Source organism: uncultured Roseobacter sp. (genome assembly GCF_947488185.1).
Classification (GTDB): Bacteria; Pseudomonadota; Alphaproteobacteria; order Rhodobacterales; family Rhodobacteraceae; genus Roseobacter.
On record NZ_CANKYM010000002.1, the window covers coordinates 1,056,974 to 1,074,835 of the forward strand.

A 17,862-nucleotide genomic window follows, 5' to 3' on the forward strand; every position below is an offset into this window, starting at 1 on the left:
CGGTTCTCCCTCGTCGCGCCCGGCTTCGGGCAGATAGTTTAGCGTTAAACTATTCTTTATCGGATTCGCGCGCGTAAGGCGAGGGGCAATCTGACGCGTGGTCAGCAGCCCGTGTAATCGTCAGGTTTTAGGGGCTAAGCACTTAGCGGATAACGATTTCATCCGCGCGGATCATGCCAAGAACAGATCGCGCCTGTTCGTCCAGAAGGTCCAGATCGAGAAAGTTATCTGACAGCCGTTGGGTCAGGTTCTCCATCCGGACGACTTCTTGCTGCACATAGGCCAGCTGTTTTTGCAACGCATCGGCTTCGGCTACGATTTCGGCGCGGCGGAACAATCCGAAATCGCCCTGTACGGCAGCGAATGTGAAATAGGTGGCCAACCCCAACGCGAGCGTGAAGAACACGAATGTACCGAATGCAGGTCGGGGTGTGCGGGTCATCTGCCGTGCCTCTTGGTCGCCTCTTACCGGACGTGGCAGTACTATCGCACAGGCACCGTGAAAAGGGAATCCCCTTTGTCACATTTCCTTTGAAAAACAGGCGGTTTCGCGCGTGTTGCTGGCGGAGTCCGCGTCAGTCGGACAGCGCTGCAACCCCCGGTAGGTCCTTGCCTTCCATCCATTCCAGGAAGGCGCCGCCAGCGGTGGAGATATAGGTAAAGTCCGTTGCGGCACCGGCCTGGTTGAGTGCGGCGACCGTATCCCCACCGCCCGCAACCGAAATCAACTGCCCTGCCTTGGTCAGACGTGCGGCCTCTGCCGCAGCGGCATTTGTGGCCTTATCGAAAGGGGCGATCTCAAAGGCGCCCAATGGGCCATTCCAGATCAGCGTTTTCAGATCGGCAAAAGCCGCACAGACGGATTTCGCGGTCTCGGGGCCTGCGTCCAGCACCATCTGATCTGCGGCCAGGACCGTATCCGGGCGGAGGGGCAGGGCGTCATGATCGGCAGCGGCTCTGAATTCCCGCGCGACCAAACCGTCCACGGGCAGCAGAATGCGGCAGCCGGTCTTTTCCGCCTCTGCCATGATCGCCTTGGCCGTGTCGATGAAATCGGGTTCCTGCAGGGATGCGCCCAGTTGCGCGCCTTGAGCGGCGAGGAAGGTGTTCGCCATGCCGCCGCCGATCACCAGTAGGTCCAGTTTACCCACCAGATTTTCAAGCAGCGCGATTTTTGTCGAGACCTTGGCGCCGCCCACAACCGCACCGACGGGGCGTTCGGGATGCGCCAGCGCGCTTTCGAGCGCTGAGAGCTCGGCCTGCATCAACCTGCCGGCACAGGATGGCAGCAGATGCGCGATACCGGTTGTCGAGGCATGGGCGCGGTGCGCAGCAGAGAAAGCATCGTTGCAGAACACGTCACCCAAGCTGGCGAGGAACTGCGCCATGCCGGGATCATTGGCCTCTTCCCCCGCGGCAAAGCGGGTGTTCTCCACCAGCACAACGGACCCCGTGGGCAAGGCCTGCAGGGCGTCCGGGTCGGGGCGCTCGACGAAAGTGACGTCCTGACCGAGGGCCGCCTCCAGCGCGGGCAGGGTCACCCGCAGCGACATTTCGGGTACGACCTTGCCTTTGGGGCGTCCGAAGTGGGCCAGCAGGATCGGCAAACCACCCGCCGCCAGAATATCGCGAATGGTTGGCACGATCCGATCAATGCGGGTGGTGTCGGTGACCCGGCCATCCTCGACCGGTACGTTGATATCCACCCGCACCAGCACACGTTTGCCTGCAAGCTCCATATCGTCCAGCGTCTTCCAGCCCATCACCCGATCCTTTCGTCAAAATTGCCCCCGTGTTTTGCGCGTATGACCGCTTGCGTCAATGACCTGCTTGGCATTCAGAGCCACAGGATTTAGGTACTCGGCCAAGCAAACAGACAGGAGCGCCGATATGGCCGAGATCAAAGACCCCGAAAACACGATACTGATGGAGCTGAAGGGGGGAACGGTGACCATCCAACTGCTGCCGGATGTGGCCCCGAAACATGTGGAGCGGATGAAGGAGCTTGCGCGGTCCGGCCAGTATGACAACGTGGCGTTTCACCGGGTGATCGACGGCTTCATGGCCCAGACCGGCGACGTGCAGCACGGCAACATGGAAGAGGGGTTCAACCTGCGTATGGCGGGCACTGGCGGATCGGACATGGACAATGTGCCGGCTGAATTCTCCAAGATCCCGCATGCGCGTGGCTCGATTGGTGCCGCACGGTCGCAAAACCCCGACAGCGCCAACAGCCAGTTCTTCATCAACTTCAAGGACAATGATTTCCTGAACGGCCAGTACACCGTTTACGGGCAGGTGATCGAAGGTATGGAGCATGTCGACGCAATCACGCGGGGCGAGCCGCCAGCGGAGCCCGACCGGATGATCTCCGTCAAGGTGGCCGCAGATGCATAAGGCGCTCATCGCATCGCTGATGCTGGCCAGCCCGGCACTGGCCTCGGGTCTTGAGATCGAAGTTGCGGGCGAGGCCAGCGGTACGATCAAGATCGACCTACTCGAAGATGTGGCGCCCGGCCACGTGGCGCGGATCACGGCGCTGGCAGAAAGCGGCGCCTATGACGGTGTGGTCTTTCACCGCGTGATCGAAGGATTCATGGCGCAGACCGGTGATGTCGAACACGGCAAACGGGGCGGTGACATGCGCCGCGCGGGCACCGGCGGGTCGGAGCAGCCGGATCTGGCAGCGGAATTCTCGGACGTGCCGTTTGACCGCGGCGTCGTGGGTATGGCGCGGGCGCAGAACCCGGACAGCGCCAACAGCCAGTTTTTCATCATGTTCCAGGAAGGGTACTTCCTGAATGGCCAATACACCGTTGTCGGCCGCGTGACAGAAGGGCTCGACGTGCTGGACGCGATCAAGCTTGGCGCCGGCCCCAATGGCGCCGTCGTTGGCGAACCGGACGTGATGCAAAGGGTCACCGTGACGGACTAGCGTGTGTGATCTTGACCAGCCCGTCACGAAACACCAGGCGGGCCGGTCAATTGCAGCTTTAACCTGATGCGCTCAATCCCGTTCCCCGTGTTGTAAGGCGGGGTGTGATTGCGTATCCTCGGCCCAACTCCGCACAGGCTGCGATATTCGACGACCCAAGATGGCAAGTGGGCAACGCCAAAGGCTGCTTCTACAGGAGACGTATTTGAAGCTCGTAATTCATTGTGGCCTGCACAAAACGGGCACCACAAGTTTCCAGAAGTTTTGCTTTGCGAACCGGCTCTTGCTTCGTGATTTTGGAATTCACTACCCGGAGTATGGCGACCAATTTCAGCACAGCCATGTCCTTTGGGAGGTGCAACGAAGAGGTTCGGAAACGCTCGGAGCTTATCTTGGGGAGTGCTTTAGGGAGGCCGAACCCGACTGCCACACGGTGCTTCTGAGTGGCGAGGATTTTGAAAACTGTATCGCGGATGTTGCGCTTGCTTCTGAAATCGAAGCATTGGCGCATGAGGCCGGGTTTGACGCGATTTCATGGGTCGTTGTGACCCGGCCAATCGAGGATTACATCTCTTCACTCTACGCGGAGAAGAGTAAGCACGGTGTCGTCCTAAGCCGCGAAGTCGTGCAAAAAGCAGCGAAAGAGCGTGGTTGCCTGTACTTGTCGACGGTCAACTTCAACTACATCTTCATTTTCGATTTCACGCGTTTCGCCAAGCGTTTCCGACACCATGTATCGGGTCAAGTTATTGAATACGACTTCGACAGTTTCATGGTGGATCATCCGGGCGTCGTTTTGCTACGGCAACTTCTGTCGGAAGATGCATTCACGCAGTTTCAGGCCGCGGCCGAAATCGGCAAGCGGGCTGAAAATGAGCGACTTAACTACGACCAGGTCGAAGCAAACTATGTTGCGACGGCCCTTGGTGTGGAAAGATTAAAAAGCAATTGGTTTCGCCCATTGGCTGCACCCTTCATTTGGCTACGGCTCCGAAAAGCCCGAATACTGCAGAATGGCAGCGCCAAGTCAGGCTGAATTGCACGACTGTCGCCGTTCTTCGGGCATAGCCGCGCCGGTCTATTCAATATCACCTTTCGGACGCTGGACGAGTGAGCGCAAAGGCAAATTTTAGTGGCAGGGCCGACGGTTGCGTGCCCGGAACAGCTGCATGTGGTGATGATTGCGGGATCCCCCCACAGCAGGCTGTTTTCTTCCTGAAGATCACCCGGAGATTATCCAGCGACTTGGCGGTCGTAGTCCTCAGCGTCAAACCACCCCAGGGAGGATGTGACTTTCATATCGTCGTCGAGTTCCCATTCTTCCCAACCAGTCACATTCAGCGGATTGCCCGTCTCCGCATGGTGGCCCGTGAAGGTCCACATATAAATGACGTGCGTACCAGCCCCCCGAATACCATCACACGTAAGATGCAAGTCCGGCACATCCGAGTGAAAGCCTGCCGCCATCTCGGTGAGCCCGGTATGTCCCACGGAGGGGTCGCCACGATTGATTGCGATACTGCTGCCGGGCACATGCATGTCGGCAACCTGCGTCGGAATCTTTGAATTCCAGGCGTCTGTATATCGCTTTGCAAGGGCGTCCAGTTGACGTTTTGAGAATGGCATTTTGGCCTCCTAATTCATCGGGGAGGCTATGCATTGCGAGTAAGCTTGGCAAGAAGTCGCCTTGCACTAACAAGCTATGCCCAGCGGGGAGGGGTGTGGGGCTGGCAGCTGTCTGAAAAGAACCACGAGATATGGTTTTAGCCCGGTTGACTCAAAAAAGGCGCCGCAGCGCGACGCCTTTCGTCTTTTCAGCGCGATCCTTTTAGGATGCGGGATTCGGCTTGGCCGCAGGCGTCGATTTCGCGCCCGGGTTCAGCGGATCGTCCTGACGCTGTACGGATCCTTCGAAATGCGCACCGCTTTCGATTGCAATGGTCTTGTGGATGATGTCACCCTCGACCCGTGCAGTTGATGTCAGGCGGACCTTCAGGCCGCGGACGCGGCCCACGATGCGTCCATTGACCACGACGTCGTCAGCAATCACTTCGCCCTTGATCGTGGCCGTCTCGCCAATGGTCAGTAGATGTGCACGAATATCGCCTTCGACTGTGCCTTCGACCTGGATGTCGCCAGTTGTCTTCATGTTGCCCGTGACGTGCAAATCCGACGACAGCACGGAGGCTGGCGGCTTTGCCTTTGGAGGGCTTGCCTTGTACTCGGCCGGCTTTGGTGTGGCCGGAGCAGAGGAAGACGCCGCAGGTGTGCTTGTGTCAGCTTCGGCCTGTTTGGCGCCCGGTTCGTTGATTTTGCTCTTAGAAAACATCTTTTGCAGCCTTGATATAGATCATTGGGTTTACAGCTTTCCCACCGACACGCACTTCATAGTGCAGGTGCACGCCGGTCACCCGTCCGCTTGCACCCATATCACCGATATGATCGCCGCGCGAGACCCTTTGCCCAACTTTGACGCGAATTTTTGAAAGATGCGCGTAACGGGTTTCGATGCCGAAGTCGTGCTGGATTTTGATCAGGCGGCCATAGCCCGACTGCCAGCCCGCGTGGATCACCACGCCGTCAGCCGTGGCATGCAGATCCGTGCCGGCAGGGGCGGCGAAGTCCACGCCCTTGTGCATGCGGCGGCCACCGGTCTTGGGATCGCGCCGGAAGCCGTAGTCACTGGTGAACCGAAAGGCGCGTTTCACCGGCATCGCAAAAGGCGCTTTTTCGGCCGCAATGCGGTAAAGGTTCAGTGTGTCCATCTGCTCCAGAATGCGGTTGGCCCGCAGGAAATCGGGGGACACTTCCTCTCCCCGGCTGGAAAAGGACAGCGGTGTCAGCGGGCCGCCCTGGCCGGAATAGCCACGCCGCACCTGATCCAGAATGCGCTGTGGTGGCATCCCGGCGGCCTTGAACATCTTGTCCAGGGGCTCGACCGACACGGTCATTGCTTCTTCCAGCTGGCGGAAGATCTGATCGTTATTCTCCTTCATCAGCTCGATTTCCAGCGCGAGCTCGTCGGCATGGATCAAGGCCTGCTGTGCGTCTGCAACAACCTGATCCCGTTCGGCGGCGGTGCGCGCCAGCGCATCGGCAAGAAAATCAACCGGGACGTCCGCATCCTTGGAAGCAGCAAGAGTCGGCGCTGTGCCCTGTGGCGCATCACTTTGCAGCGCCGCCAGTGCCTCGCGCGCAGTCTCGCGGTCTTTCATCGTGCTGCGCAGGGTGGTCTGGATTACCTCGATCCCGGTCTCCAACTCATGCCGCCGCGTCTCGGACGCGAGCAGCTCCGATTGCATCACGGAAATCTGGTCAAGGGCGGCGTTGAACCGTTCCTGCGCGGCCAGCGCCTCGGCGGCCCGGCCATCGCGTTGCGCAGACAGATCATTCAGCCGGGCCTGATAGGTTACTTGATCGCGCTTTGCCTGTTCGCGGAAGTTGCCAGACCCAATGCTGTCCATCAGCAGAATGGCCGTGGCGATGATCGTCCAGGAGACCAGAAGGGCACCGCCGGCAAAGGCGATCAACTGGGTTTCCGGTTTCAGGCGGATAAATCTTGTGTCGGTATCGGATTTGAGAAACACGCGGCGTTCAGGGAAATACTGCTCAAGCAGCCCATGAACCTTGATTGCCAAACGTGTCCGCACGAAGCCGTCCCTCTGCTCGTCTCCCCCGGTGCGCACCCTTTCTCAAGAGGGTTAACACCACACGCAGAGTGCTTAAAGAGCGGTTGCATGCGGGGCAAGCCGCTTTCGACCCCTTGCCTCAACTTGGCGTTGAATTGTTGTAAATCGGCAAAAATCTGCTTGTTTCTGCGGGTTTCCGCTCTCAGGCGCCTTCGGCCAGGGGCCAGTAGAAATCCGGGGGAATACCTGCCTCAGCCCGCTTTTCCTCGTTGAAGGGCGGTTTCAGCGCGCCGTGGAAATACTTCCGCACCAGGTTGTGGAACATTTCCTTGGGGTCTTCTTCGTGCCGGCCACACAGGAAATGGAACCACTTCGATCCGTAGGCCACATGACTTACCTCTTCGGCGTAGATGGTCTCAAGTGCTTCGACCGCCGAGGTCGATTTCGCTTTGCGGAAAATCTCGATCATACCGGGTGTCACGTCGAGCCCGCGTGCCTCCAACACCATGGGCACCACGGCCAAACGCCCCATGAAGTCATCCACGGTGTCTTCGGCTGCACGCCACATGCCCGCATGGGCCGGGAGCGCGCCGTAGTGGCTGCCAAGTTCTTCAAGACAGCCGCACATCAGGTTGAAATGTTTGGATTCTTCGTCCGCGGCTTTAACCCAGTCATCGTAAAACCCCATCGGCATTGGAACATGGGCAAAGCGCGCGATGATGTCCCAATGCAGGTCCACCGCGTTCAATTCGATGTGGGCGACAGCATGCAGCAGCGCGATGCGTCCCTCCGGCGTGCCAGGGCGACGGCGCGGCACGTCGCGCGGGCTGAGCAGTTCGGGCGCCGCAGGCCGGGCGGGATGCACCGGAGGGTCGGCGCGACCGATCTGCGGCGTCTCACCCCGGCCACGTGCCGCCTGCCAGTCGGCCGCAAACCGACGCGACAGGGCCGTCTTTTCGCGACCGTCGGCAGTGCGCAACACCGCCTCGGCCATTTCCGCCAATGGGATCACAGCGCCTGAACCGCCTGCAGCACCTCATCCACATGGCCGGGCACTTTTACCTTGGGCCAGATGCGCGCAATCGTGCCATCGGCGGCAATCAGGAAAGTCGAGCGTTCGATGCCGAGGAATTTCTTGCCGTACATGCTCTTTTCCTTCCAGACACCGTAGTCTTCGCAGGCCGAGCCGTGCTCGTCCGACAGAAGCGGCACGGTCAGCTCTTTCTTGGCCACGAATTTGTCATGGCTCGCCATGCTGTCCTTGGATATGCCGAAGACCTTGGCGCCCGCCGCTTCGAACGCCGCCTTGCTTTCGGAAAAGCCGATGCTCTCCTTGGTGCAGCCGGGCGTGTTGTCGCGCGGATAGAAAAACAGGACCACAGGCTGGCCCTGCAGCGCAGACAGGGTGACATCGCCACCATCGGTGCTGGGTAGGGTGAAATCGGGGGCAGGTTGGGAAATCTCTGGCATGACACTCTCGTGGGTTTAAAGGTTTGCACTGCAGTGACATATTAGGACTGTGCGGGCCAGAGGGAAGGCCTGCCACGCCGATTAACCCGTCGCCTGTCCCAGCCACTAACCCGCAGCCCGATTTGGAACAAAACCCGTCAGATCGCCCCAGAAGACGCCGCAAGAAGCGGTATGTGATCCCGGCCCTTTTACTTGTGCTGGTGATGGCCGCTGTTGGCGGGGCGGTCTGGTGGGTCAAGGACCGGGACATCATCATCCCGCCGTGGGTGCGGGCGCAGATCGAGGCGCGGCTGATCGAGGCCGTGCCGGATGCGCGGATCGCTTTTGGTGAAATGATGCTGATCGTCGATGAGAACTGGCGTCCGCGCGCCCGTGTCCGCGATGTGCGTATCGCCACACCCGAAGGCGTTGATATCGTTTCGTTTTCTGAGTTGCGGGCGAGCCTGTCGATGACCGGGCTGCTCAAGGGCAAGCTGGAGCTGAAGACGGTTGATCTCAATGGGATTTTCCTGAACCTGCGGCGCGGGCCGGGCGGCGTGACGCTATCGGGGGGCGGCGCGACCCAGACAGTCTCACGCGAAGCGCCGAACCTCGCACGACTTGTCGCGGACCTGGACGATCTGCTGCTGCGCCCTGTCCTTGCCCGGCTGCGCAGTGCCGATCTGCGCGGTCTCACGCTGCGCTATGAAGACGAGCGGGCCAATCGCGCCTGGACTATCGACGGGGGCAGCCTGTCGATGGAGCGGACCGGGGCCGCGCTGCAAGTCGGCGTTGACCTTGCGGTGCTGAGCGGCGGGGCGCAGGTGGCGACCGTGGCGGCGAATTACGCCGGCCAGATCGGCCGGACGGCCTCCCAGTTCGGCGTCACTTTCGCCAATGTGGACGCCATCGACGTCGCGGTGCAGGGTCCGGCCTTTGGCTGGTTGCAGGCGCTGCGCGCCCCGATCTCCGGCTCTCTGCGCGGAGGTGTGCGGGAAAACGGCACGTTCGATCCGCTGAACGCGACTTTCCAGATCGGGGCGGGCGTGATCCAGCCCACGCCGGAATCCCGCGCTATCCCCATCGACAGCGCGCGCAGCTATTTCACCTATGAACCGGCGGCGCGGATGTTGCGGTTCGACGAGCTTGCGGTCGAAAGTAAATGGGTCAGCGGGCGGCTGGACGGGACAGCCACGCTAGCCGATGATGGCAATGGCCGTATCGAGGACCTCGTGGGTCAGTTGCGGCTCACCAATCTCAGGATCAACCCGGCGGATTTCTACGAGGAACCGGTGCAGGTTGCCGAGGCCGAGCTCGATTTCCGTCTCACGCCACGGCCTTTTGCCCTGCATCTGGGACGGCTGCAGGTGATCGACCAGGGTCACATTCTGACCGCCAAAGGCGAGCTTTCTGCGGACGCGCGCGGGTGGGACATCGCGGTGGACGCCCAGATGGATGGCTATGAACCCGACCGGCTGATGGAACTTTGGCCGGAACACGTGGTGCCCAAGACGCGCAAATGGCTGAGCGAAAACCTCTACGGCGGTCAGATGCGGGATATTGGGGCCGCGCTGCGCTGGTCTGCAGGGCAAGAGCCCGAAACCTATCTTGGGTTCGACTTCGACGAGGCGCATGTTCGATTTTTGAAAGAAATGCCGCATATCCGCGAGGCCAAGGGGCACGCCTCTCTGCTTAAGGACCGCTTCGTTCTTGTGGTGGACAGCGGCGGGGTCGAGGCGGAGGAAGGCGGGCATATCGATCTGGCGGGATCGTCTTTTATCATCCCCGACGCGCAGGCCAAGGAGGGCACGCCGGGCGTGATCCGGTTGCTTACGAAGTCCTCCGTGACGGCGGCCCTGTCGATGCTGAACCAGCGGCCGCTCGAAGTGATGCGCAAGGCAAACCTGCCCGTGGCCCTTGCAGATGGCCGGGCAGAGATGTCGGGTACCGTGGCGCTGCCGCTCATCAAAGGGGTCAAGGTGGAGGCGGTTGAATTCGATGTCTCCGGCGAGATCGCGGATCTGCGCAGCGAGGCGTTGATCAAGGATCGGGTGTTGCAGGCCGACCGTCTGGCGCTGGTGGCCTCCGACGAGAGCGTCAATCTCACCGGGCAGGGGGATCTGGATGGTGTGCCCTTCGACGTGACCTGGACGCAACCGCTGAACAGCCCCGGCGCGCCGGGACGTGTTACCGGAGAGATCAGTGTAACACCCGATGCTCTGGACGCCTTCAGGATCGATCTGCCGCCCGGATATGTGCGTGGCGAAGGCAAAGCTGACATTGATATCACGCTGGCCAAGGATCAGCCGCCTGTGCTGCAACTTACCTCCGACCTGCGCGGCCTTACGATGTCGATCCCGCCGATTGGCTGGTCCAAGGGCGCGAACACTGCCGCCGATTTCGAAGTGGTGGCCGCGCTGGCGGAGGTGCCGGTGGTGGAGCGTCTCTTTCTTGATGCGCCTGGCCTTGACGCGGTTGGGGCGGTGGATCTCTCCGAGGGGGGAGACCTCGACAGGGTGCGCTTCTCGCGGGTGCGGGTCGGAAACTGGCTGGACGCGCCGATTGATCTGGTGGGACGAGGCAGGGGCGCACCGGTGGGGGTGGTTGTGCGGGGTGGCACGCTCGATCTGCGGCGGGCGGACATCCCGGCGGGTGCTGCGTCAGGCGAGACCGCACCGCTCACCGTGACGCTCAACCGGCTGCAGGTCACCGATGCCATTGCCATCAACGGTTTGCGCGGAGAATTCACCACCGGTGCGGGGCTCGATGGCGTCTTTACCGGGCGGATCAACGGCGGCGCGCAGGTAAACGGCCGGATGATCCCACAAGGTGCGCGCAGCGCTATTCGACTGACGGCCAATGATGCCGGTGCCGTCTTTGCCTCGGCCAACGTCGTGCAACAGGTGCGCGGCGGGAATTTCGAACTGGTGTTGCTGCCCGTCGGCACCGGTGGCGCCTTTGACGGCACGCTGAAGGTGCGCAACACCAGCGTCGTGGACGCGCCCGCCATGGCCGCGCTGCTGAACGCGGTCAGCATCGTCGGGCTGTTCAACATCGAAGGCAGCGACAGCCTCTTTTTCTCCGAAGTGAATGCCGATTTTCGCCTGTCACCCCGCCGGATCACCCTGCGGGAAGGCAGCGCGGTGGGCTCCTCCATGGGCATCTCCATGGATGGTGTCTACGCCACGGACAGCGGGGCCTTGCAGATGCAGGGCGTGATCACGCCAGTTTACATTCTCAACGGCATCGGCAGCGTCTTTACCCGCCCGGGCGAAGGGCTCTTTGCGTTCAACTATTCCATCGGGGGCACCGTGCGCGATCCGGATGTCTTTGTGAACCCGCTGACGGCGCTCACCCCGGGCGGGATCCGCGACCTCTTCCGCCCGCCGAAACCGGATGTGCCGCTGGTCGAAGGCGAAACCCCGCCACCCCCCGCACCTGAACGGGAACGTCCCACTTTCACCCGCGGCGAAGATCGCTAAAAGGCCCCCTCATGAAACTGAGTGATTTTGATTTCGATCTGCCGGACGGGCTGATCGCGACCCGCCCGGCAGTGCCACGCACCTCGGCCCGCCTGCTGGTTGCGCAAGGGGCCGACATGACCGATGCCGTTGTTTCGGACATCACAAAATACCTGCGCCCCGGTGACCGGCTGGTGCTGAACGATACCCGCGTGATCCCGGCGCGTCTCAGCGGACTGCGCCACAGGACATCGGCGCAAGGACAGACACAGGCACGCATCGAAGTTACCCTGCTGGAGCCGCGCAGTGACGGCACCTGGGCGGCGCTGATCAAACCGCTCAAGAAACTGAAAATAGGAGAAGAGGTGATCTTCAGCGCGGACCTGCGCGCGACGCTGCAAGGCACGTCGGACGGGCAGGGGCATCTGGCCTTCAACCTTGAGGGCGATGATTTCGATGCCGCGCTGAATGCCGCCGGGGCAATGCCGCTGCCGCCGTACATCGCTGCCAAACGCCCAGCGGATGCGCGGGATATGCATGACTATCAAACCGTTTTTGCCACCAACAAAGGCGCCGTGGCCGCGCCCACCGCGTCCTTGCACTTTGACGCGGCGCTGCTGCAGACAATAGCGGATCACGGTGTCACCTTGACCCATGTGACGCTGCATGTGGGGGCGGGTACCTTCCTGCCGGTCAAGGTCGATGACGTGACCACCCACAAGATGCACGCCGAATGGGGACAGGTCAGCGCACAGGCAGCGGCAGAGATTGCCGAGACCAGAAAGGCGGGCGGTCGGGTGATCCCGGTCGGCACCACCGCCCTGCGCCTGATCGAGACGGCCGCGCGTGGTGGTGAGATCGCCGCCTGGGAAGGGGACACCGATATTTTCATCTATCCCGGCTTTGAGTTTCAGGTCACCGACGCCCTGATGACCAACTTCCACCTGCCGAAATCCACGCTGATGATGCTGGTCTCCGCGCTCATGGGTCAGGACACCGTGCGGCGCATTTACGCGCATGCCATCGCCCGCGAGTATCGTTTCTTTTCCTATGGAGACGCCTCGCTGCTCTTCCCGAAATAACCGCGTGGCCGCAAAGCGACCTACAAAGTCGCACATGGGCCTGACGGGCCGCACGTCGTCCTGCAAGGAGGGGGTGTCGTCCCTCCCGCGACCGAATGGAGATTGTCATGCTACAGGTCCTGTCTAGCGCTTGGGCGCTCTTGCTCGGGATGTCGTTGTTGATGGTGGGCAACGGTATGCAGGGCACCTTGCTGGGCATTCGTGGCGAGATCGAAGGTTTCTCGACCTTCGAGATGTCCATCGTCATGTCGGCCTATTTCGTCGGATTTCTGGGTGGATCGCGCATGGCTCCGGGCCTGATCCGGCGCGTCGGCCACGTGCGGGTCTTTGCAGCGCTGGCCTCGCTGATCTCGGCGGTGATGATCCTCTATCCCACGGTCACGGAGGTCTGGCTCTGGACGCTGGGCCGCGTGCTCATCGGTTTCTGCTTCTCCGCCGTCTACGTGACGGCTGAAAGCTGGCTGAACAACGCTGCCACCAACGAAAACCGCGGGCAGGCGCTGTCGCTCTACATGATCGTGCAAACGGCGGGCATCGTGCTCAGCCAGGCGCTGCTGCTGACCGCCGATCCCTCTGGCTACGTCCTGTTCGTGATCCCCTCGGTGCTGGTTTCGATCGCTGTCACCCCGATCCTGTTGTCCATCAGCCCGACCCCGGCCTTTGACACCACCAAACCGATGAGCCTGAGAGAACTGGCAGGCTTCTCCCCTATGGGCTGTGTCGGCATGTTCCTGCTGGGCGGGGTCTTCTCCGCACAATTCGGCATGGCCTCGGTCTATGGGGCAAAGGCCGGGCTGACGGTGGCGCAAATTTCCACCTTCGTGGCCATGTTCTTTGTGGGTGCCGTTCTGTTGCAATATCCCATCGGGTGGATTTCCGACCGCATGGACCGGCGGTTCCTGATCCTGATTGTTTCTGCCGTCGGGGTCGTAGGCTCCGCGATTGGGATGGTGCTGGGCGGCAATTTCACCCTGCTTCTGGTCTCCGCCTTCGTTGTCGGCGGCATGTCGAACCCGCTCTACTCGTTGCTCATCGCCCACACCAATGACTTCCTGGAGCATGAAGATATGGCGGCGGCCTCGGGCGGGCTGATCTTTATCAACGGCTTGGGCGCGATCCTCGGGCCGATCACTACCGGCTATATGATGGACACTGTGGGACCGAGCGGGTTCTACCTCTTCACCGGCATTCTCTTTGCCGCGCTGGTACTCTATGCGGCCTACCGTTCCACCGTTCGGAAATCCATCCCGGTGGACGAAACGGGGGCGTATGTCGCCGTGGCGCCGTCCTATACATCCGTTGCGCTTGAATATGCTCAAGAATACGCCATCGAGTCCGATTTGAGCGATGAAAATGCAACTATTCCTGATTGAATGTGTCGCACTGATGCAAAAAGTGACTATGCATTTAACTTAAACGAGACGTAACATACCTTAGTGGTGTGTTTATGAGGAGACGTGAGTGATGGTAGGTCCGCAAGAGATCTTGAGTTTTTGGCTCGACGACATCGGCCCCAAGGGGTGGTACAAGCAGTCCGATGCGCTGGATACGGCGATGAGGACACGGTTCGAAGAAACTTGGAAAGCGGCCTGTGAAGGGCGATTTTCCCTCTGGCTGACGTATCCCTCCGGCGCGCTGGCCTACATCATCCTGATGGATCAGTTTTCCCGCAATATGTTCCGCGATACCGGCCAGGCTTTTGCCAGTGACCGGGCCGCTCTGGCCGCTGCGAAATCAGCCATCGACAAGGGCTGGGACATGCGGATCGACGAACCCGCGCGCCAGTTCTTCTACCTGCCGCTGATGCATTCTGAAAATCTTTGTGATCAGGATCGCTGCGTGCGTCTGATGTGTGAACGGATGCCGGAACATGGCGCCGAAAATATGCTGCATGCGCAGGCCCATCGCGCGGTGATCCGCCAGTTCGGGCGCTTTCCGCATCGCAACGCAGCGCTCGACCGGCCTGCGACGCAAGCGGAGTTGGAGTTCATCGCGCGTGGCGGGTACGGCGAAATGGTCCGCAGCCTTCAGGCAGACAAGGCCGCCTGAGCGCTATCCATGCGCGTCCTGCAGGACGTCTTTGCGCGGTGCGCATTTGTCGCGCCGCAGTTCATGTTGCCGCTGATCAAAATATAGTTTAACGGTAAACTATATTTTGGACCCATCTGCGAGGACATGTCATGGCTGCGAAATCCTTTGATCTGATTGTGATTGGGGCAGGCCCCGGCGGTTATGTGGCCGCGATCCGTGGCGCGCAGCTTGGCATGTCCGTCGCCATTGTCGAACGCGAGCATCTGGGCGGCATTTGCCTCAACTGGGGCTGCATCCCGACCAAGGCGATGCTGCGCTCCTCCGAAGTCTTCCATCTGATGCACCGGGCCAAGGAATTCGGCCTGAAAGCCGATAACGTTGGTTACGATCTCGACGCTGTGGTGAAACGCTCGCGTCAGGTGGCGGGTCAGCTGTCGGGCGGCATCGGCCACCTGATGAAGAAGAACAAGGTCACCGTTTTCATGGGCGAGGCCACGATCCCCGCCAAGGGCAAGGTCACGGTCAAGACCGAAAAGGGCAGCGAAGAGCTGACCGCCAAGAACATCGTGCTGGCCACCGGTGCCCGCGCCCGCGAACTGCCCGGGCTGGAAGCGGATGGCGATCTGGTCTGGACCTACAAACACGCGTTGCAGCCCAAGCACATGCCCAAGAAACTGCTGGTGATCGGGTCTGGAGCCATCGGCATTGAATTTGCCAGCTTTTACAACACACTGGGGGCCGATACGACCGTGGTCGAGGTGATGGACCGCGTGTTGCCCGTGGAAGACGCCGAAATCTCTGCCTTTGCGAAAAAATCCTTCGAAAAGCAGGGCATGAAGATCATGCAGAAGGCCATGGTCAAGCAGCTGGACCGCGGCAAGGGTAAGGTCACCGCCCATATTGAGGTGGGCGGCAAGGTCGAGAAGCACGAGTTCGACACGGTCATTTCTGCGGTGGGGATTGTCGGCAATGTGGAAGGGCTTGGCCTCGAAGCACTCGGCGTCAAGATCGACCGCACCCATGTGGTCACGGATGAGTTCTGCCGTACGGGTGTCGACGGGCTCTATGCCATTGGTGACATCGCCGGTGCCCCGTGGCTGGCGCACAAGGCGAGCCACGAGGGCGTTATGGTCGCCGAGTTGATGGCCGGGCAGAATGACGTGCACCCGGTGAAGCCCGAGAGCATCGCAGGCTGCACCTATTGCCACCCGCAGGTCGCCTCCGTCGGCTATTCCGAGGCCAAGGCCAAGGAACTTGGCTACGAGATCAAGGTCGGGCGTTTCCCCTTCATCGGCAACGGCAAGGCGATTGCTCTGGGCGAGCAGGAAGGCATGATCAAGACGGTCTTTGATGCCAAGACTGGTGAACTGCTGGGCGCGCATATGGTCGGTGCCGAGGTGACGGAGCTCATCCAGGGCTATGTTGTGGGTCGCCAGCTTGAGACCACCGAGGAAGACCTGATGAACACCGTCTTCCCGCACCCGACGCTCAGCGAGATGATGCATGAATCCGTGCTCGACGCATACGGCCGCGTCATCCACATGTAAGCCGCTCAGCAACACGGTTTTCCAACAATACATCGGGTGCGTGAGGCCAGACGGACCGCGCACCAATTCCTCTCTGACGCCGGAGTACCCTCTTGGATGATGTGGGCGCAGATGCCGCTGTCACAATCAGAAAGCGCCATACCTTGGCGTATGAAATTATCTCCCACCGTCCCAATTCCGCGACATCATCGCCGCGCCGGGTGCTGGACCGGAGCAAGGGAGTGGGCGGCCATGCAGGCTGGCCTTCAGGGGGAGCCGCATGCATCAGATGACAACGTTAAACTGGATCGAGGCCGTCGGCTGGCGCGCCTCGATCCTGACCGTCGCCACCTACGCGATGAACACGATGATGCCGTTGCGCATGCTCGCCATCGCCTCCTTCGCTCTGTTTCATCGTCTACGCCGCCATTCTGCAGCTCATGTCCCTGCGCGGCAAGCTCAGCAGAGCGACGGATAAAGAGCAGGCGAATTTTTCGGTCATCCGAACCTATGGTCGGTTGTGGCGGATCAAGGCCGGAACTGTTGTGTTCCAGCAGGGCGATCAGGTGGCCGCCTCCACTGTCTGTCGACCGGTCAGATGCACATCGAGGAACATAACATCGAGCTCGCGGCGGGTAACATCTTTGGCGAGATGGCTCCTTTTATCGCCCAGGCGGCGCGCAGGGCGACCGCGCGCTGTACCGAAGATGCGCAGGTCCACGAGATTGATGAGAAGCTGTTCATGCAGCTGCAGTTCGAACACCCGGCTTTCGGCATGTCGGTGATGCGCACAATTACCCACCGTCTGATCGGAAACGCCAGGTCTGACCGCCATAGTCATGTGACGGGGCGGCCACAAGGTCCGCTCGCGCCTGAGACGGGGGCAGGTCCGAGACGTTGCCGCCTGCGCGCGGGGACGAGGTGTAACTCCGGCCATTTGATCAAGACACCCCGCCGCGTCCTGCGTTTTTGCAAGGGCTTCCTGCGGCGATGCGGGTTGTGGTGTTGGTCGTCTGATCTCATTTTGTGGCCTTGGGTCAGGTGACCCGTCACATTCCCAATGGGAAGGACCTGTGTTATGAGTATCTCACGTTTTTTGACAGCCATCCTCTTCAGCCTATGGGCCACGTCCGGGCAGACAGCCTCTGTCACCTGGACGATGGATATTGAGCTTGAAAACAACGGCTCGGCCATTGGCAGCTTTGTCTGGGACAGCGACCTGAACACCGTCACCTCTTGGGATATTTCGGTCTCTGAAGGGCTCACTTCCGTTCTCATCGGGCCCCTGCCGGGGGAGACTTTCAGCAGCGCAAGCCCCGGACATATCGTAAATGAGTTCACGTCGGGCGGCTTCAGCTTTCTCAACTTCAAGACCGATGTTGTCACCTATTGGTACGGGCCGGACAGGCCGCGCACACTCCGGCTCGGCATCGGATTGAACGGCTTTGACGTGCTCGACACGCCGGTGGTGGCGCTGCCGCTGGTGCCCGATACCGTCAATATGTTCACGATGACGCCAACCGGTGTGCTCGATTGCGGCAGCTGCTCACCGTCGCGGCACGGCCGCCCGGGCTCAGTGCTCAGTGCGGAGCCAGCCCCGGTGCCCTTACCAGCCGGGCTGCCGCTTGCCCTGCTCGGGGTTGCAACATTTGGCGTGCTTCGCGCGCGGGCACGGCAGGTCTAGGCTGAACAAACCCACGGCCGCCGCAGCATCAGATTGCCACCCTCACACGCCTCTGTCATACCGCG

General features: G+C 60.8%; 18 protein-coding genes. 10 read left to right on the forward strand and 8 right to left on the reverse strand.

What is annotated here, in order from left to right; all coding sequences use genetic code 11:
• Positions 1–142 precede the first annotated feature (142 nt).
• Positions 143–442 carry a septum formation initiator family protein gene (locus Q1A52_RS11010; protein WP_300014791.1) on the reverse strand — a complete coding sequence of 100 codons (300 nt, stop codon included), beginning with the start codon at positions 440–442 and terminating at the stop codon, positions 143–145.
• Positions 443–575: 133 nt separating this feature from the next.
• A complete protein-coding gene (pgk, locus tag Q1A52_RS11015; protein ID WP_300014794.1) occupies positions 576–1,763 on the reverse strand; it encodes a phosphoglycerate kinase in 1,188 nt (395 codons plus the stop codon).
• Positions 1,764–1,890: 127 nt separating this feature from the next.
• On the opposite strand from pgk, the gene Q1A52_RS11020 reads away from it, so the two are divergent.
• The 3 genes from Q1A52_RS11020 to Q1A52_RS11030 all read left to right on the forward strand — a co-directional run bounded on the left by Q1A52_RS11020 (position 1,891) and on the right by Q1A52_RS11030 (position 3,971).
• Positions 1,891–2,397, forward strand: coding sequence for a peptidylprolyl isomerase (locus Q1A52_RS11020; RefSeq protein ID WP_195822544.1), 507 nt, complete (start codon positions 1,891–1,893; stop codon positions 2,395–2,397).
• Positions 2,390–2,935, forward strand: coding sequence for a peptidylprolyl isomerase (locus Q1A52_RS11025; RefSeq protein WP_300014797.1), 546 nt, complete (start codon positions 2,390–2,392; stop codon positions 2,933–2,935). The genes Q1A52_RS11020 and Q1A52_RS11025 overlap by 8 nt, the downstream gene beginning before the upstream one ends.
• A gap of 205 nt (positions 2,936–3,140) precedes the next feature.
• On the forward strand, positions 3,141–3,971 hold the full coding sequence (locus Q1A52_RS11030) for a hypothetical protein (protein ID WP_300014800.1): 831 nt from the start codon (positions 3,141–3,143) through the stop codon (positions 3,969–3,971).
• 197 nt (positions 3,972–4,168) lie between these two features.
• On the opposite strand, the gene Q1A52_RS11035 is transcribed toward Q1A52_RS11030, so the two are convergent.
• From Q1A52_RS11035 to Q1A52_RS11055, 5 genes are all read right to left on the reverse strand, one after another.
• The gene (locus Q1A52_RS11035; protein WP_300014803.1) at positions 4,169–4,561 is read right to left on the reverse strand and encodes a nuclear transport factor 2 family protein; all 393 of its coding nucleotides are present in this window, start codon (positions 4,559–4,561) and stop codon (positions 4,169–4,171) included.
• Positions 4,562–4,763: 202 nt separating this feature from the next.
• Positions 4,764–5,264 (reverse strand): polymer-forming cytoskeletal protein, encoded by a 501-nt coding sequence (locus tag Q1A52_RS11040; RefSeq protein WP_299776690.1) that lies wholly within the window; start codon positions 5,262–5,264, stop codon positions 4,764–4,766.
• On the reverse strand, positions 5,254–6,585 hold the full coding sequence (locus tag Q1A52_RS11045; protein ID WP_300014806.1) for a M23 family metallopeptidase: 1,332 nt from the start codon (positions 6,583–6,585) through the stop codon (positions 5,254–5,256). The genes Q1A52_RS11040 and Q1A52_RS11045 overlap by 11 nt, the downstream gene beginning before the upstream one ends.
• 181 nt (positions 6,586–6,766) lie before the next feature.
• On the reverse strand, positions 6,767–7,576 hold the full coding sequence (locus Q1A52_RS11050; protein WP_300014809.1) for a ferritin-like domain-containing protein: 810 nt from the start codon (positions 7,574–7,576) through the stop codon (positions 6,767–6,769).
• Positions 7,573–8,034, reverse strand: a complete 462-nt coding sequence (locus Q1A52_RS11055; protein ID WP_299776686.1) for a peroxiredoxin — start codon at positions 8,032–8,034, stop codon at positions 7,573–7,575. The genes Q1A52_RS11050 and Q1A52_RS11055 overlap by 4 nt, the downstream gene beginning before the upstream one ends.
• Positions 8,035–8,207: 173 nt before the next feature.
• Here Q1A52_RS11055 and Q1A52_RS11060 point away from each other — a divergent pair, with 173 nt between their 5' ends.
• The 6 genes from Q1A52_RS11060 (at position 8,208) to Q1A52_RS11085 (ending at position 16,591) form a co-directional block, all read left to right on the forward strand.
• Positions 8,208–11,495 carry a DUF3971 domain-containing protein gene (locus Q1A52_RS11060; RefSeq protein WP_300014812.1) on the forward strand — a complete coding sequence of 1,096 codons (3,288 nt, stop codon included), beginning with the start codon at positions 8,208–8,210 and terminating at the stop codon, positions 11,493–11,495.
• An 11-nt stretch (positions 11,496–11,506) separates the two neighbouring features.
• Positions 11,507–12,556, forward strand: coding sequence for a tRNA preQ1(34) S-adenosylmethionine ribosyltransferase-isomerase QueA (queA, locus tag Q1A52_RS11065; protein WP_300014815.1), 1,050 nt, complete (start codon positions 11,507–11,509; stop codon positions 12,554–12,556).
• 107 nt (positions 12,557–12,663) lie between these two features.
• Positions 12,664–13,929, forward strand: a complete 1,266-nt coding sequence (locus Q1A52_RS11070) for an MFS transporter (protein ID WP_299830487.1) — start codon at positions 12,664–12,666, stop codon at positions 13,927–13,929.
• Between the two features lie 91 nt (positions 13,930–14,020).
• A complete protein-coding gene (locus Q1A52_RS11075) occupies positions 14,021–14,605 on the forward strand; it encodes a DUF924 family protein (RefSeq protein WP_300014819.1) in 585 nt (194 codons plus the stop codon).
• Between the two features lie 131 nt (positions 14,606–14,736).
• Positions 14,737–16,134: a dihydrolipoyl dehydrogenase gene (gene lpdA, locus Q1A52_RS11080; protein ID WP_300014822.1), complete on the forward strand. Its 1,398-nt coding sequence runs from the start codon at positions 14,737–14,739 to the stop codon at positions 16,132–16,134.
• A gap of 259 nt (positions 16,135–16,393) precedes the next feature.
• Positions 16,394–16,591 (forward strand): hypothetical protein, encoded by a 198-nt coding sequence (locus tag Q1A52_RS11085; RefSeq protein ID WP_300014825.1) that lies wholly within the window; start codon positions 16,394–16,396, stop codon positions 16,589–16,591.
• Between the two features lie 84 nt (positions 16,592–16,675).
• Here Q1A52_RS11085 and Q1A52_RS11090 read toward each other — a convergent pair whose 3' ends face one another.
• The gene (locus Q1A52_RS11090) at positions 16,676–16,948 is read right to left on the reverse strand and encodes a hypothetical protein (RefSeq protein ID WP_300014827.1); all 273 of its coding nucleotides are present in this window, start codon (positions 16,946–16,948) and stop codon (positions 16,676–16,678) included.
• Positions 16,949–17,191: 243 nt separating this feature from the next.
• Between Q1A52_RS11090 and Q1A52_RS11095 the strand changes: the two genes are divergently transcribed.
• Entirely contained in the window at positions 17,192–17,797 is a 606-nt protein-coding gene (locus Q1A52_RS11095) for a hypothetical protein (RefSeq protein WP_300014830.1), read from the forward strand.
• Positions 17,798–17,862 lie beyond the last annotated feature (65 nt).